Source organism: Granulicella sp. L56 (assembly GCF_009765835.1).
Classification (GTDB): Bacteria; Acidobacteriota; Terriglobia; order Terriglobales; family Acidobacteriaceae; genus Edaphobacter.
On sequence record NZ_LMUS01000001.1, the window covers coordinates 1152017 to 1167134 of the forward strand.

Sequence of the window (15118 nt, forward strand, 5' to 3'; positions counted from 1 at the left end):
TGTGCCCACCGTAGCCCCCCAATTTCTCCGCTCCCGTATCGGCAAAGTCTGCGTCGCCATTACTGGCACCACACCAGCCGAAATGCTTGAAAAAGCCATCGCCGTTGTTAAAGAGACTCCTTTTATCGAGTTTCGGCTCGATTATCTCGAAAAACCGCTCGCCGCACTGCCGAAGTTTAAGCATTTCTTCGCGGAAAATACTGCGGCCACGGGCATTGCGACCTGTCGACGCTCAGCGAACGGCGGAAAATTTACCGGAAACCTCGCTGCCGAGCTTGAAATTCTTATCAAGGCGGCCACCAGCGGCTTCCATATCGTCGATCTCGAGCTCGAATCGGCAGAGTCTCTGAAAAAAGCCGACATTCAGAAGCTGCGCGATACCAGCGTTGCCATCATCGTCAGCTACCACGATTTTTCGGCCACGAAGGATCTTGAGGGCATCTATCACCGCATCGAGCCCTTCCATCCCGATTTTTACAAGATCGTTCCTACCGCCAAGACGCTGACCGACAATGTGACCCTCATGCGCTTCATCGAGCATATGGAGGACCACTCGAACATTATCGGCATCTGCATGGGCGATGCGGGAATCATCTCGCGCGTGCTCGGCGTGCGCGCCGGCAGCGCCTTTACCTTTGCCGCTGCCACGACGGGCGAAGAGACCGGGCCTGGACAGATTGCCGCTCGCACCCTGATCGATACCTACCGCATTGAACAGGTCGATGCCGCCACCAAGGTCTACGGAGTTGCAGGCAATCCGATTCGCAGCTCGCTCTCGCCGGCCATGATGAACGCGGCCTTTCGCCGCGAGACGGTGAACGCTGTCTATCTGGCGCTGCAGACGCATAAGCTGGCTGACCTGCTCAAGCTGGTCCATGAAATACCGATTCAGGGCCTCAGCGTGACCATGCCTCTGAAGCAGGAGATCATGGCGCATCTGGAGAAGACCGATCCGCTTTCGACCAAGATCGGCGCCTGCAATACCGTGCTGCGGGCGCAGGATGGCAAGCTCTACGGATTCAACACCGATGTCGCCGGAATCGTCGGGCCGCTGGAGAAGCGGCTGTCCCTGCGGGGCGCAAAGGTGCTGGTTCTGGGCGCTGGCGGCGCGGCGCGGGCTGCTGTTTTCGGGGTTCGTGATAAGGGTGCCGAGGTGTTTATCCTCAACCGCACGCCGGAGACGGCGCAAAAACTGGCGCGGCAGTCCGGATCGAAGACCATCAAGAAAGAGGCGCTGGCTAAGACCACCTTCGACGTGATCATCAATGCGACGCCCCTCGGCATGGCCGGGCAAAAAGGAACGCAGATGCTGGAGGCGAAGGACCTGAACACGAAGCTGGTCTTCGATCTGGTCTACAACCCCATTGAGACTCCGCTGATCCGGCTCGCGCGGCAGCAGAGCATCCCGATCATCACCGGGGTTGAGATGTTTGTGCAGCAGGGGGCAAGGCAGTTCGAGATCTGGACCGGAAAACCCGCGCCCGAAGAGGAGATGCTGCGGGTAGTCATTCATGCGCTGCGGCAACAGGCCGAAGCTGCTCCCCAAGCTCCCGAGCCTGTAGTGAAAGCCAAGGCAAAGAAGAAATAGTTCTAGAATCTTGTTGTTTGAAAAGAAAAGGCCACCTCAAACGAGGTGGCCTTTTTGATTGCGATGAAAGATTGGTTAGTGGCTCTTGCCTTCGGCTGAGGCCAGCTTCTCCTCGGCCTTGCGGGTGACGGCGTTGGCTTCGTCGTACTTGTCGCCCTCGTCGCCTGCTTCCTGCCAGAGCTTTTCGCCCTCCTGAAGCTCCTGCAATGCCTCGTTACGATCGATCTCGTCTGGATGAAGAGCAGTTTCCGCCAGAATCGTGACACGCTCCGGCAGCACTTCGACAAAGCCCCAGGCCACGAAGAACTTCTGGTCGCCCGAGGTGCCTCCGTGGAGACGCACTTCGCCTGCGCCGAGTTCGGCAAGCAAAGGGGCCGCGCCATAGAGCGCCTCCAGGTAGCCTGCCATGGAGGGCAGCTCGACCGAGTCCGCCGTTGCGTCGAGCAGGACGCGGTCCGGCGTTACCAGCCTGACCGCTAACAATCCCGAGTTGGTGGTTGTGTCTGCCATGGTTATGCGATCTGCTTCATCTTCTCTGCGGCGGCGAGTACATCTTCGATGCCGCCCTTAAGGTAGAAGGCCTGCTCCGGAATATCATCGTGCTTGCCTTCGATGATCTCCTTGAACGAGCGAACGGTATCCTCGACCTTGACGTAGGCGCCGGGGATTCCGGTAAAGATTTCGGCTACGTGGAAGGGCTGCGACAGGAAGCGTTGCACCTTGCGGGCGCGGGCGACGGTGAGCTTGTCCTCGTCTGAAAGCTCGTCGATACCGAGGATGGCGATAATGTCCTGAAGGTCCTTGTACCGCTGCAGGATCTTCTTGACGCCCTGCGCGACATCATAGTGCTCCTGACCGACGACTCGCGGGGTGAGAATGCGCGAGGTGGAGACCAGAGGATCGACGGCCGGGTAGATACCAAGCTCCGACAAAGGACGGGAGAGCGCGGTGGTGGCGTCGAGGTGAGCAAAGGTAGTGGCTGGAGCGGGATCGGTAAAGTCATCCGCGGGCACGTAGACGGCCTGCACCGAGGTGATCGAACCCTTCTTGGTCGAGGTGATGCGCTCCTGCAACTCGCCCATCTCGGTGGCGAGGTTAGGCTGGTAACCTACGGCCGAAGGCATACGCCCGAGCAGGGTGGAGACCTCGGAACCCGCCTGGGTGAAGCGGAAGATGTTGTCGATGAAGAGGAGCGTGTCGGCACCCTCCTGGTCGCGGAAGTTTTCGGCGACGGTGAGCCCAGTGAGCGCCACGCGGAGACGCGCCCCTGGGGGCTCGGTCATCTGTCCGTAGACAAGCGTTGCTTTGCTCTTGGGAAGGTCCTTGAGATCGATAACGCCGGACTCCTGGAACTCCATCCAGAGGTCGTTGCCCTCGCGGGTGCGCTCTCCGACTCCGGCGAATACCGAGAAGCCGCCATGCTTGGTGGCAACGTTATTGATCAGTTCCTGAATGATGACGGTCTTGCCGACACCGGCGCCGCCGAAGAGGCCGATCTTGCCGCCCTTAAGGAAGGGCTGGATGAGGTCGATGACCTTGATGCCGGTCTCGAACATCTCTTCGCTGGTGGACTGCTCGTCGAACGCAGGGGCCTGCCGGTGGATGGGCAGGTGCACCTTGGCGTTGATCGGGCCAAGCTCGTCTACAGGTTCGCCGAGGACGTTGAGCACACGGCCCAGCGTCTCACGGCCTACCGGCACCATGATGCCCGAACCGGTGTCGATCGCCTTCATGCCGCGGACCATGCCCTCGGTGGCGACCATCGCGATGCAGCGCACGCGTCCTTCACCGAGATGCTGCTGCACCTCGACGACGACATCGAGCGGGGTGGGAACGTCGAAGCCCTCGCTGACGATGCGCAGCGCCTGGAAGATGGGCGGCATGTGCGCCTCTTCGAACTGAACGTCAACGGCCGGGCCGCTGATCGAAATTACTTTTCCAATGTTGTCTGCCATAAGTCTCTTTCGTCTCGCAGTGGTCTGCTTTACAGAAGTTGCCTGTTAGTTACAGAGCGGCTGCGCCACTCACAATCTCAATAATTTCCTTCGTAATTGCCGCCTGCCGCACACGGTTCATGGTGAGCGAGAGGGCGTCGATCATATCTCCGGCGTTGCTGGTTGCTGCATCCATTGCCGTCATGCGGGCGGCATGTTCTGCGGCGACCGATTCCAGCAGGGCATGAAAGATCTGCGTGGTGACGTAACGCGGCATCAGGTGGCGGAACAGACGCTCTGGCTCCTGATCGAAGATGTAGTCGACCTCGGCGGTACCGAACTTCTTTGCCTCGGCGTCGAGCGCCGACTCGCCCTGATCGGTGATGGTGATGCCCGAGGTGCGCGCCGCATGGGCCGCCGCATCGCGCTGCTCTTCGCTCATGACCTCGGCCACGGTGATCTCGTGCGAGCCAAGCTTGCGGATGGGCAGCAGCTTTTCGACGACGACGCGCTGCGAGATGACGGACTTGAACTCGTTATAGACGACGTAGACCGAATCGATCTCCGAACGCGTATAGCGGTCGATGATGGAGTGTGCCATGTCCGATACTTCGTCGATCTCGATCTTGAGCAGCATCGTGGGATGGTCGCCCACGATTTCGATGGGGGCGGCGCGATGGCGCAGAATCTCGAAGTGGGTGGCGAGATCGTTGTCGTAGTGCTCTTCCTTCTTCTCGTAGTTGGCCACCGGATAGCGCTTGCGAAACATATCGCGCGCCTTGCGGCCCACCGGCTCGATATCGACGGTCTGGCCAAGTGCGCGGCGGGCGTCGATAAAGCCCTGCGCTGCCTTGACGATGTTCGAGTTGAAGGCACCGGCAAATCCCTTGTCGCCGGCGACGACCACGACGAGAACATTCTTCTCTTCGCGCTCGACCAGCAGCGGATGAACGACATCTCCGGTCTGCGGATTGTAGAGGTCGGTGCGGCGTACCAGCGACTCCAGAACGTTCGACACCATCTGCGCGTAGGGCCGCGCCAGCATGGCACGCTCCTGCGCTCGGCGCAGCTTGGCCGCCGACACCATCTTCATGGCCTTGGTGATCTGCCGCGTATTCTTCACACTGCGGATGCGGCGCCGTAAATCGAGAACGTTTGCCATGGATTATTTAGCCGCGACCGCTTCCTTCTTGTCCTTGATTCCGGCGAGGAAGCTCGACTTGTAGTCCTTGATGGCTGCGGTGAGGCGGGCCTTCAGGTCGTCGTCGAGCGCTTTCTTCGTTGCAATGTCGGTGAGGATGGAGGCCTGTGAGGATTCGAGATACGGATAGAAGCCGTCCTCGAAGGCGCGGAGGTCCTTCACTTCAACATCGTCGAGCAGGCCGTTGACACCGGCGAAGAGGATGGCTACCTGCTTCTCTGCCGAGAGCGGCTGGAACTGCGGCTGCTTCAAAAGTTCGGTGAGGCGCTGGCCACGGTTCAACTGCTGCTGCGTAACCTTGTCGAGGTCGGAGCCGAACTGCGCGAAGGCGGCAAGCTCGCGATACTGTGCGAGATCGAGCTTCAGCGTGGCGCCTACCTGCTTGGTCGCCTTGGTAGCCGCAGAGAAGCCGACGCGCGAGACCGAGAGGCCGACATTGACGGCGGGACGCACGCCTGAGTTGAAGAGGTCAGTCTCAAGGAAGATCTGTCCGTCGGTGATCGAGATCACGTTGGTCGGAATATAGGCCGAGACGTCGCCTGCCTGGGTCTCGATGATGGGCAGCGCGGTGAGCGAGCCGCCGCCGAGCTTGTCGGAGACCTTGGAGCTGCGCTCGAGCAGACGCGAGTGAAGATAGAAGACGTCGCCGGGATAGGCTTCGCGGCCTGGCGGACGGCGCAGCAGCAGCGAGATTTCGCGGTAGCTGGCAGCGTGCTTCGAGAGGTCGTCGTAGATGATGAGGGCGTGCTTGCCGCTGTCGCGGAAGTACTCGCCCATGGCGGTCGCGGCAAAGGGAGCGAGGTACTGCATCGGCGCGGGCTCGGAAGCAGTCGCGGCAACGACGATGGTGTAAGCCATCGCGCCGTACTCTTCGAGCGTCTGTACCACCTGCGCAACCGACGAGCGCTTCTGGCCGACGGCGCAGTAGATGCAGATGAGGTTGTTCTTCGCCGAGTTGATGATGGTGTCGAGCGCGATGGCAGTCTTGCCGGTCTGGCGGTCGCCGATCAGCAGCTCGCGCTGGCCGCGGCCGATAGGAATCATCGTGTCGATGGCCTTGATGCCGGTGGCCATGGGCTCGCGCACCGACTGACGGTCGATGACGCCGGGAGCGAGACGCTCGACGGGGAGAAACTTGTCGGTGTTGATGGGGCCCTTGTCGTCGATGGGCTCGCCGAGCGCGTTGACGACGCGACCAATCAGGGCTTCGCCGACAGGCACGGACATGATGCGTCCGGTGCGCTTGACCTCGTCACCTTCCTTGATCTGGGTGTAATCGCCGAGGAGCACGGCGCCGACCTGGTCCTCGTCAAGGTTCATCGCGAGTCCGGCAATACCGTGGGGGAACTCGATCAGCTCGCCGGCCATGACTTTGTCGAGGCCGTGAACGCGGGCGATACCGTCGCCGAGCGAGATGACCGTGCCGACTTCGTCGACCTGAATGCGTTGCTCGTAGTTCTCAATCTGCTGGCGAAGCAGCTCTGTTATCTCATCAGCCTTAATCTTTGCCATGTCTTCCTTCTACTCGATTCGTTTCAATCTCAAAATTTTTTGGTGCGATGCGGGAGAAACTCAGGCGTTTGCCAGCTTTTGCTTCAGTTGCTGGAACTGCCCCCGGAGCGAGCCGTCATAAACCGTCGATCCGATGCGCACCACAGCCCCGCCCAGCAATGTAGCATCCTGACGGTACGATGCGCGAACACGGCCTCCCGCCACTTTGGCCACCTGCGCCTCAAGCTGGACGCGGTCTTCATCGTTCAAAGGATGCGCGCTGGTGATCTCGGCTTCGGCAAGGCCCGACTGCTCGTCGGCGATCTCGTGGTACTCGGCGAGAATCTCATCGAGCTCCGCGAGACGCTGGTGGTCCATGATGACAGCGAGGAAGTTTCGCACCTGCGAAATCATGCCGATACGACCGGCGATGGCATCGAGGACCTTCAACTTCTGCTCGCTGACGATCGACGGATTCATCAGGACTTCACGCAACTCGTGGCTACCGGCGAAGGTGTCGCTGAAGTCGCGTAGCTGCTGCTGGGCGGCGGTTGCATCCAGATGGTTCGATGCAGCTACCGAGGCAAAGGCGTGGGCGTAGCGAAGAGTGAGCGCTGACATTAGTTTTCGCCGCCCTTCGTCTCGTCGCCGGTGAGTCGGCGGGCAAAACCCTGTACCAGAAGACGATCGGTCTCCGCGGTGACGACCAGCTTGCGGGCGGCCTGCTCGATGGCCAACTCGGCAGCGTACTGCTGGAGATGCTTGCGGGCTTGACTCGTTGCCGCAGAGATCTCCTGCTCCGCCGATTTGAGGATCTTCTGCTTCTCCTCTTCGACAGCGGCCTTGATGCGTTGTTCGTCGAGGGCTGCGTCCTTCTCAGCCTGTACGCGCATGGCGGCAATCTGCTCATCGAGCTTGCCGAGGCGGTTTTCCACGCTGTTCAGGCGGGCGCTGGCCTCTTCGGTCGCGGTGCGGGCATCGACCAGGTGCTTCTGAATTGCAGAGCTGCGGTCACGGAAGGTCTTGGGGAGCGTCTTGAGCAGAAACCAGCCGACCAGAATGGCGAGCACGATGAAGTTGGTGACGGTAAAGGCGGTCGCTGCCTGATCGGCGTTCATGCCCAGCTTCGCGCCCAGGGCACGTACTGTGGCAGAGTGGCGATACTCGTCGTTCTCGTCCTTCTCCTGCTGGTTCTTCTCGGGAGACTGGGCCTCGGGCGTGCTCATGCGGCCGCTGTCAGAGTTGACAGAGGCTACGCTGGCCGGCTGCTGGGCAACCGCATGGCAGACAGGCGCGAAGAGCAGCGTCGTCAGAACCAGGGCAGGGAGCAGCTTTCTCATTGCGGGGAATCGAGTGGGAAACTTCACTGGGCGACCTCTTCCGGCTGCGTCATGCCAGCGGGCAACACGGCGGCGAGGATACGCGAGCTGAGTTCAGCGCTCATGCCTTCGATCTGGGCGCGGGCTGCGGCTGCGCTCTGCTCGATCTCGAGCTTTGCCGCGAGCGTGCGCTGCTGGGTGGCCTTCCGAACCTCTTCGATGGCGGCCTCGCGCTCTGCGTTCCACTGCTTCAGCTTCTCATCGCGGGCCTTGAAGATCTCGGCCTTTGCCTTGCGCAGCTTGTCCTCATATGCGGTGGTCTCGGCCTCGGCAGCAGCGATGGCGCCCCGCGCCTGTTCAACCGCGCCGGTGGTGCGCTTGCGGCGCTCGGCGAGAAGACGGTCCAGCGGACGACGCACCAGCAGGCCATAGGAGATGACCAGCAGGATAAAAAGAACCATGGTCGGCACGGAGCCGAGCACAAGTCCACCGAGTTGATTGAGTATGTCTTCCATGGAATAGGGGTCGCAGCAGCCGTTCAGAGATTCCTTCGCAGCCGAGTTCACACACTTATCTTGTTCAACCTACGTCGAGTGTGTGGCTTAACCTGCTGGATGCGATACATCTAGTTCTAGCAAAGCGTTTACACGAGTGTCAAACCAGACACGCGCAATCAGGGTGATTCGATAACCGTACAAGCTGCAAGGGTTACAGACGCCGTTTTTCTCAAAATTCCCCCCTTTGACTTTTGCGGCAAAGGGGTTAAACTGAAAGATACCACCCGGACCCTATATTCTGGGTCACATAGGTCGCGTGATTGGGACACCACCTCCGCTCCCATTCAGGCGACCTATGCTAGTTAAGGGTGCTCCGAAGATCTGTTGAACCGATTAAGGAGCGATGCCGCACTTCTGCGGGAGCGTAGACTTCCCTCTTCGTACCGCTCCCTCTCAACATGCAAACGGCACGCAACGATCATCGCCACCAGGCCTGCGCGGCACGAGACTGCGCCGTGCAGGCCTTGCGGCGACTGCATTCTTATTTCTGGTTTTGATCAACGACTAACAGCACCCTGGGTTCCGGTCGCCTCGGACGAAGGGGAACTGGCTGCGGGCGATGGATGGGGAATCGACGACCGCACGTCGGGCTTATCCGAACGAAGCTCCAGATGGGCCCCGGCACGGCCACTCACCACCGTGGAGATGGCGTGCTTGAAGATCAACTGTTCCTGGCTGTTGTTCTCCAACAGCACGGAGTACTTATCGAACGACCGTATCTTGCCGGTCAGCTTGACGCCGCTCACCAGATAGATCGTAATTGGGCTCTTGTCTTTCCGAACCGTGTTGAGAAATGTGTCCTGAATGTTCTGTGCCGGCTTTGAATCCATAGGGCCGATCTCCTTTAGCTTTGAGCTAAATTTGTGTTCCGTAAAAAGTCCGCCATACCGCATTTACTTCAGCAAAAAACCCAACCTTCGTAGCAGCCGGGACTGAAGCCAAGATTGTGAAACCATACGACCCTCTGCTGCATTTATCAACCGGCGCGGCCTGTAGCTTTGGCTACACTTTCGCCATGCCGAGTTTATTAGACGCAGCCCACGGCAAAATGGACGCCTGCTCGCACACTTTCTGCGATATACCATGACAGACGTGAGCCATAACTCCCAACCTGTTCCGATGCTTGACTTCACCCGCCAGTTTGCCGGGATTCGCCAGGAAGTCCTTGCCGCCATCGAAAAAGTCTGCGACTCGCAGCGGTTTATCCTCGGCCCCCAGGTCACGAGCTTCGAACGGGACGCCGCAGCGGCCTGCGCCGCGCCCTACGCTATCGGCTGCGCCAGCGGCACGGACGCTCTCTGGCTGGCCATGGCCGCAGCCGGAATCGGCCCCGGGGATGCCGTCGTCACGACCCCGTTCAGCTTCTTTGCCTCGGTCAGTTCCATCCTGCGCTGCGGTGCGCAACCCTTTCTGGCAGATATCGATCCCCTGACCTTCAACCTCTCAGCCGATGCGGTCGAAGAAGTGCTGCTGCATTCCCACGCGGGCAGGACGGTCAAAGCTGTCCTCCCCGTCCATCTGTACGGCCAGTGCGCCGACTGGGACGCCTTTGCCGCCCTGAAGCAACGCTACAATCTATTGCTGATCGAGGACGCCGCGCAGGCCTTCGGAGCAGCATGGAACGGCACTCCGGCGGGAGCGCTGGGGGACCTTGCCGCCTTCAGCTTCTACCCCACCAAGAACCTCAGCGCCTTTGGGGATGCCGGTTTGCTCACGACCCTCTCCGCCGAGTACGACGAGCACGCCCGCATGTTGCGCGCCCACGGAATGCGGCGCCGCTACTTCCACGACGAGGTGGGCTGGAACTCGCGGCTGGACACGCTGCAGGCCGCCGTGCTCGAAGTGAAACTACGCTATCTGCCGGAGTGGAACCAGCAGCGCCGCGATCGCGCTGCGCGCTACGATCAACTGCTTCGCGGGGCTGGGCTTGCCGCTGCGAATACCGGCGAAGGTATCGTGCTGCCCATCACCGATCCTCGTGCCACGCCCGTCTTTCACCAGTACGTCATTCGCGCACCACGACGCGACGCGTTGCGCGAGTACCTCGCAGACCGCGAGATCGGCAGCGAGATCTACTACCCTCTGCCGCTGCACCTGCAGACGAGCCTCAGCGGGCTGGGCTATCAACGGGGAGACTTCCCTGCCAGCGAAACTGCCGCCGCCGAGGTGCTTGCGCTGCCGATCTATCCAGAGTTGCGCGAAGACGAGCAGCAGACAGTGGTGGACGCCATCGCCGCCTTTTACGCCTGAATATTGTTTAAATTTCTCGTATAAGGAACACGTCATCTCGACCGCAGCGCAGCGGAGTGGAGAGACCCCTGTATTTCACCCTCTGGGAGAGGAAAGGAAGTTCACGCTGCAAATGTGTTCTGTCAGAATTTGTTTAAAAGCTGTCATGGATGTAGTGCATCAGGCTAGAAAGAATAGGCAACGACCAGAACAACGGCGAAATACAGAGGTCTCTCCGCTACGGCGGCAAAAGCGCCGCCTTCGGTCGAGATGACGTATGGCAGGGACGGTACAGATGGGGTCGAGATGACGCAGCTTCGAGTTTTTTACACGAGCCCTCAGGGCGAGCTATTGCGTCTTCGCGCTCTGCACGCCCTCAAGCTGAGCGACGATTTGCAGGGCATTCGCCAGAACCACATCTCCGCTTTGGAGAAGCGTGACCTCAATCTCATCTTTACCGCTGTCTCCCTGCGCCTCCACGCTCAGCCCGATGACGTTGAGGTTCGCGCGCCGCAAAGCTCCCAGAACTACCTCCGGCGTAACAAGCTGTGGATCATAGAGTGCCCTGATCGTCTGCTTGCGCCAGCGCGTATCCAACCGGCGCTCGATCGGGCGCATCACCAGAAGCAGAATCAGCGCGAGCGCTGTGCCGAGGATGGCAGCGCGATACATGCCGCCTCCAACCGCAACTCCCAGAGCAGCGACAGACCAGATGCTGGCGGCAGTCGTCAATCCGCGAACAGAGTCCCCATGCGCGATGATCGTGCCCGCCCCCAGAAAACCGATGCCCGTGACGATCTGCGCCGCAATGCGAGAGGGGTCCAATCCCACACCGGGGGTGCCCAGAATATCGACAAAGCCGAAGGCGGAGACGATCATCAGCAGGCAGGACGACATCCCCACCAGCGCATGGGTGCGCAGACCAGCCGCGCTTCGATGACGTTCTCGATCGAGGCCAACCAGACCTGCCAGCACCGTGGCCGTAACCAGCCGCAATGCGATTTCGTGCGGGGGAAGAGTCATCGTGCGCTCCGAGTTCGCGGTAAATCGTACAGCCACTTATATCACTGCGGAATCCATGGGACGACTTACCGCCTGCGCCTGCTTCTCACCCTCGCGGCATTTTTCGCCTTCTTCTGGACAGGCTCAGGATGGGCCTCGTCTGGCGCGGTCGTATTCGGAGGCAGAACTCTCCGCACCAGGTTCCCTTCCAGCCGATAGGTCTTCAGCACCGTCTTGCCCGGCACAATCGCTCCGGTGGCAGGATCGGGCACGACCCGGGGAGCGTCTCCGGCCAGCACATGGTAGCTGTACGTGGGCGCCACCGTCGCAGACGCTGGAGCCTTGCCATAGGGGTCGCTCGCCATCGTCACCTTCAGCGGCAGATAGCCCTCAATGTTCTTGTCACGGTACGCCGTCTCGTAGCGGTGCTTCTTCACGTTCCAGATGAAGACGCGCACCTGGTTGAAGTCGTAGGGCAGTCCCGCTACATATGGACTGGTTACGGTTACATATTCGGGGATGTTCTTGTCATCCTGCGGAGCATCGGGGTCGTATACCCTGGTCAGAATGTAGGCGCCCACGATTCGCTGGCCTTCGGAGTACCGCACCAGCGAGTCGGGAGCGTCCACATCGATGAGACGGCTATAGACCCAGCCTGCATTGCCTCTCGAGTCGCGCACCAGCCACCAGTCGTCCATCGCCGGTGGTGCTGGCGGCGTGGCCTCCACCGCCTTGCCCTTCACCACGACGGACGGAATGGCTTGCAGGCCCGGCGGCACCGGCTTGGGCAGCGTGGCGCGCCGCAGCAGCTTCAGCTTCTCACCCTCGCCCAGGCGGAGGAAATGCTCCGTCTCACGTCCCGGAGTGAGGTGCATGTACACATCGTCCCGCACGACACCGGTGGCCACGATGGGGTCCTTTTCGTGCGCCTTCGTCAATATGGCAAACTGGTCGAAGACGTCCTGCGTCGCCACCATCTTCTCGTTGATCCAGCCTTGCGCGCCCTGGTCGGTCTGCACCTTGAAGAAGCGCCGCCCGTGATCGAGCACCTGTAGCCTGTCGCCGTTCGCCACATCCGCGGTCCGGTTCGATACCGCCGCCACACGGTCGCGCAGGTACGTCTTCTTCGCCATCACGTACACATATTCACGATGCGGTCTGGGCCGTAGCCGCGAGCAACCGGTGATGCCGGCCAGCAGGCACACGGACAGCAGCGCACAGGCCGCAAGCCAGATTCGATTTCGTCTGGAAACAGATCGACTGGAAGCAGATCGAGAGGGAACGGGTTGGCAGAAAGAAGAAAGAATGGCCCTAAAACTCCAGCAAAACTGAGGAACTTCTCTCTCCATACTACTGGCCGATGCGTTGAACCCACGCACAGTTGTTCACCGATTCAGCGCATTCCGGCAAGCGAACAAGATGAGTTACTGCCCTCAGTGTGTCAACGCGACGGCAATCGCTCCGGCAGGATCAGTTCCCGTCGCCGTGCTGGTCGCGAGGTCCAGCTTGCCCGGAGTAGTCGTATCGAAGCTGTACATCGAGAGGTCGGCGTTGCCGCCAAACGCTGCTGCCAGCAGGTAATCTCCGCTGCTGTCCGTGCCCAGCGATGTCACCAGCAAACCGCTCGCGTAAGGTGATCCGCCCAGGGCCGTCAGCGCGCCTCCGGTGCCGATGGAATAGCCGTAGATCGTGCCGTTGGTTCGGTTCGCCGCATAGACATACTTGCCGGCATTGTCCAGCACCACGGAGTACGCCTGACCTCCCGACGCAAAAGGCGAGCCCGCGATCTCGTTCAGCGTTCCGCCGCTGCCGATGGCGAAGACGCGCACACCGCCTCCCGTTCCGCTGCGCGCGATGTAGAGGTACGCCGAAGCGCTATCGACTGTGAGGCCGTTGTCGCTGGTCTGGCTCGACACCGCCAGGTTCTGAACACCAATCGCAAGACCGGTCGAGGTATTGAAGGTAAAGACTACATCTCCACCCGTCCCAAACGCAGCAAAGATATAGGCGCCATTCGGAGATATCTTCACCATTCTGGGGTTAATCACGGCATTCGGAAGCGCGAAGGTCCCATTCGATACAGCCGCCAACGCGCCGGTGGAAGTGTTGATCTGAAACACATCGACCTGCGCCTGCAGCGTGTTCCCATCCAGAGCCACCAGCCACTGCCCGTCCGGTGACACATCCATCGAGACCGCGTTCACAATCGCGACACCCGTGCCGGTGCTCGGCGCGCTCAACGAGCCATCGGAATTAATCGCGTACACATTGATGTTGCCCAGCGTCGCCACGTACAAAAACTGGTTGTTTCGCGTCACCGCCATCGCAACCGGCTGATACCCCAGCGTCAGCGGAGAACTCGGTACCGCCGTCAGGGTTCCCGTGCCCACCGCAAAGCCGCTTACGGTGCCTGTCGCGGGGTTGGTTCCACTGGCCGCCGTCCCCGTGGTATTGGCGACATAGGCATAATTCCCCGTCGACCCCGGCGGCGGAGTCGGAGTTACGGGCGGAAAGAAACCGCTGCACCCAGTCAGCACCGTTAGCCCTACCGCTGCCATCAAGCAGATCAACCATGGCACACCTGCGGCCCGTACTCTCATCCTCAATCCTCTTGCAGCTATCTTCGCAGCAGACATGCACTTCTCAAAATAGATCTTGCTCATGCTTCGATATAATCTGCGCCATGTCTTCGCCCCGGCGCGTATCTCTCTTCGGATTTGCAATACTTCTCTGGCTACCGATTGCCAGTCCTGCTTTGAATGGTCAGCGAATCCACTCGTTTGACTCGCTGCCTTCACAAACGGCATCCATTCTTCCTGAACTTCAACGCGAAGTCCACGCCGACATGGCCTTCCTCGCCGACGATGAGCTTCATGGACGCGGCTCCGCTACGCGCGACGAGCACATCGCCGCTCTCTTTGCCGCCTCGCAGTTCCAGTCTCTCGGCCTCGAACCCGGCGGCGACAACGGCACCTTTCTGCAGAAAGTACCGCTGCCCAATCCTCTTCCTGCGGACATCAAGCAACGCCTCTCGAAGTTCGAAGACACGCCCCGCAAAGAGACCTGGAACGCCATCGCGATTCTTCGCGGCAGCAGCGAGCCCAACGAGGTCATCCTGCTCACCGCGCACCTCGACCACCTCGGCATCGGCCCCGCCGTCAACGGCGACAGCATCTATAACGGCGCAGACGACGACGCCTCAGGAACGACAGCGGTCCTCGCTCTCGCGCACATCCTCGCCACCGGCCACCGTCCGCGCCGCACCATCGTCTTTGCGCTCTTCGGATCGGAAGAGATCGGCGGCTTCGGCAACCGCGCCTTCCTCGCGCACCCGGCCGTCCCGCTGACCAGCATCGTCGCCAACCTCGAATTCGAGATGATCGGACGGCCCGACCCGACCGTTCCCGCTGGAACTCTTTGGCTTACAGGCTTCAGCCGCACCAATCTTGGCCCCGAACTGGCAAAGCATGGTGCCCATCTGGTCAACGATCCTCATATGGGGCAGCACTTTTTTCGCCGCTCCGACAACTACGCCCTCGCGCTACAAGGCATCATCGCTCAGACCGTCTCCAGCTTCGGTCTACACAAGGACTACCACCAGCCCAGCGACGAACTCCGCAGCATCGACTTCACTCACATGACCCATGCCATCGCCTCAATGGTCGCCCCTGTCAACTGGCTGGCAAACACTACCTGGAAGCCTCAGTGGAACTTCGGCCGCAAACCCTGGCATCAGGCAATACCCAAATAAAAAAGGACGCGAGCAGATGCCCGCGTCCTCTTCACCATGAGTCGAT

General features: G+C 60.4%; 14 protein-coding genes. 3 read left to right on the top strand and 11 right to left on the bottom strand.

Annotation, left to right across the window (positions count from 1 at the left end):
• Position 1 precedes the first annotated feature (1 nt).
• A complete protein-coding gene (gene aroE, locus GSQ81_RS04755; RefSeq protein WP_254059985.1) occupies positions 2-1588 on the top strand; it encodes a shikimate dehydrogenase in 1587 nt (528 codons plus the stop codon).
• A gap of 75 nt (positions 1589-1663) precedes the next feature.
• On the opposite strand, the gene atpC is transcribed toward aroE, so the two are convergent.
• The 8 genes from atpC to hfq all read right to left on the bottom strand — a co-directional run bounded on the left by atpC (position 1664) and on the right by hfq (position 8920).
• Positions 1664-2098 (bottom strand): ATP synthase F1 subunit epsilon, encoded by a 435-nt coding sequence (atpC, locus tag GSQ81_RS04760; RefSeq protein ID WP_158909530.1) that lies wholly within the window; start codon positions 2096-2098, stop codon positions 1664-1666.
• A 2-nt stretch (positions 2099-2100) separates the two neighbouring features.
• On the bottom strand, positions 2101-3543 hold the full coding sequence (gene atpD, locus GSQ81_RS04765) for a F0F1 ATP synthase subunit beta (protein ID WP_158909531.1): 1443 nt from the start codon (positions 3541-3543) through the stop codon (positions 2101-2103).
• Between the two features lie 49 nt (positions 3544-3592).
• On the bottom strand, positions 3593-4684 hold the full coding sequence (locus GSQ81_RS04770; protein WP_158909532.1) for a F0F1 ATP synthase subunit gamma: 1092 nt from the start codon (positions 4682-4684) through the stop codon (positions 3593-3595).
• 3 nt (positions 4685-4687) lie between these two features.
• The gene (atpA, locus tag GSQ81_RS04775) at positions 4688-6235 is read right to left on the bottom strand and encodes a F0F1 ATP synthase subunit alpha (RefSeq protein WP_158909533.1); all 1548 of its coding nucleotides are present in this window, start codon (positions 6233-6235) and stop codon (positions 4688-4690) included.
• Positions 6236-6295: 60 nt separating this feature from the next.
• Complete coding sequence (gene atpH, locus GSQ81_RS04780; RefSeq protein WP_158909534.1) at positions 6296-6835, bottom strand: ATP synthase F1 subunit delta; 540 nt, start codon at positions 6833-6835, stop codon at positions 6296-6298.
• On the bottom strand, positions 6835-7554 hold the full coding sequence (locus GSQ81_RS04785; RefSeq protein ID WP_158909535.1) for an ATP synthase F0 subunit B: 720 nt from the start codon (positions 7552-7554) through the stop codon (positions 6835-6837). Before GSQ81_RS04785 ends, atpH begins: the two co-directional genes overlap by 1 nt.
• A 23-nt stretch (positions 7555-7577) precedes the next feature.
• Positions 7578-8099: an ATP synthase F0 subunit B gene (locus GSQ81_RS04790; RefSeq protein ID WP_254059986.1), complete on the bottom strand. Its 522-nt coding sequence runs from the start codon at positions 8097-8099 to the stop codon at positions 7578-7580.
• A gap of 488 nt (positions 8100-8587) precedes the next feature.
• Positions 8588-8920 (bottom strand): RNA chaperone Hfq, encoded by a 333-nt coding sequence (gene hfq / locus GSQ81_RS04795; RefSeq protein ID WP_158909536.1) that lies wholly within the window; start codon positions 8918-8920, stop codon positions 8588-8590.
• A gap of 253 nt (positions 8921-9173) precedes the next feature.
• On the opposite strand from hfq, the gene GSQ81_RS04800 reads away from it, so the two are divergent.
• Positions 9174-10340 carry a DegT/DnrJ/EryC1/StrS aminotransferase family protein gene (locus GSQ81_RS04800; RefSeq protein ID WP_254059987.1) on the top strand — a complete coding sequence of 389 codons (1167 nt, stop codon included), beginning with the start codon at positions 9174-9176 and terminating at the stop codon, positions 10338-10340.
• Positions 10341-10667: 327 nt separating this feature from the next.
• Here the strand turns inward: GSQ81_RS04800 and GSQ81_RS04805 are convergent, their stop codons facing one another.
• From GSQ81_RS04805 to GSQ81_RS04815, 3 genes are all read right to left on the bottom strand, one after another.
• A complete protein-coding gene (locus GSQ81_RS04805) occupies positions 10668-11342 on the bottom strand; it encodes an MgtC/SapB family protein (protein WP_158909537.1) in 675 nt (224 codons plus the stop codon).
• Positions 11343-11407: 65 nt separating this feature from the next.
• Complete coding sequence (locus GSQ81_RS04810) at positions 11408-12454, bottom strand: SH3 domain-containing protein (protein ID WP_254059988.1); 1047 nt, start codon at positions 12452-12454, stop codon at positions 11408-11410.
• Positions 12455-12754: 300 nt separating this feature from the next.
• Complete coding sequence (locus tag GSQ81_RS04815; RefSeq protein WP_158909539.1) at positions 12755-13921, bottom strand: beta-propeller fold lactonase family protein; 1167 nt, start codon at positions 13919-13921, stop codon at positions 12755-12757.
• Between the two features lie 83 nt (positions 13922-14004).
• Here GSQ81_RS04815 and GSQ81_RS04820 point away from each other — a divergent pair, with 83 nt between their 5' ends.
• Entirely contained in the window at positions 14005-15072 is a 1068-nt protein-coding gene (locus GSQ81_RS04820; protein WP_254059989.1) for a M28 family peptidase, read from the top strand.
• Positions 15073-15118 lie beyond the last annotated feature (46 nt).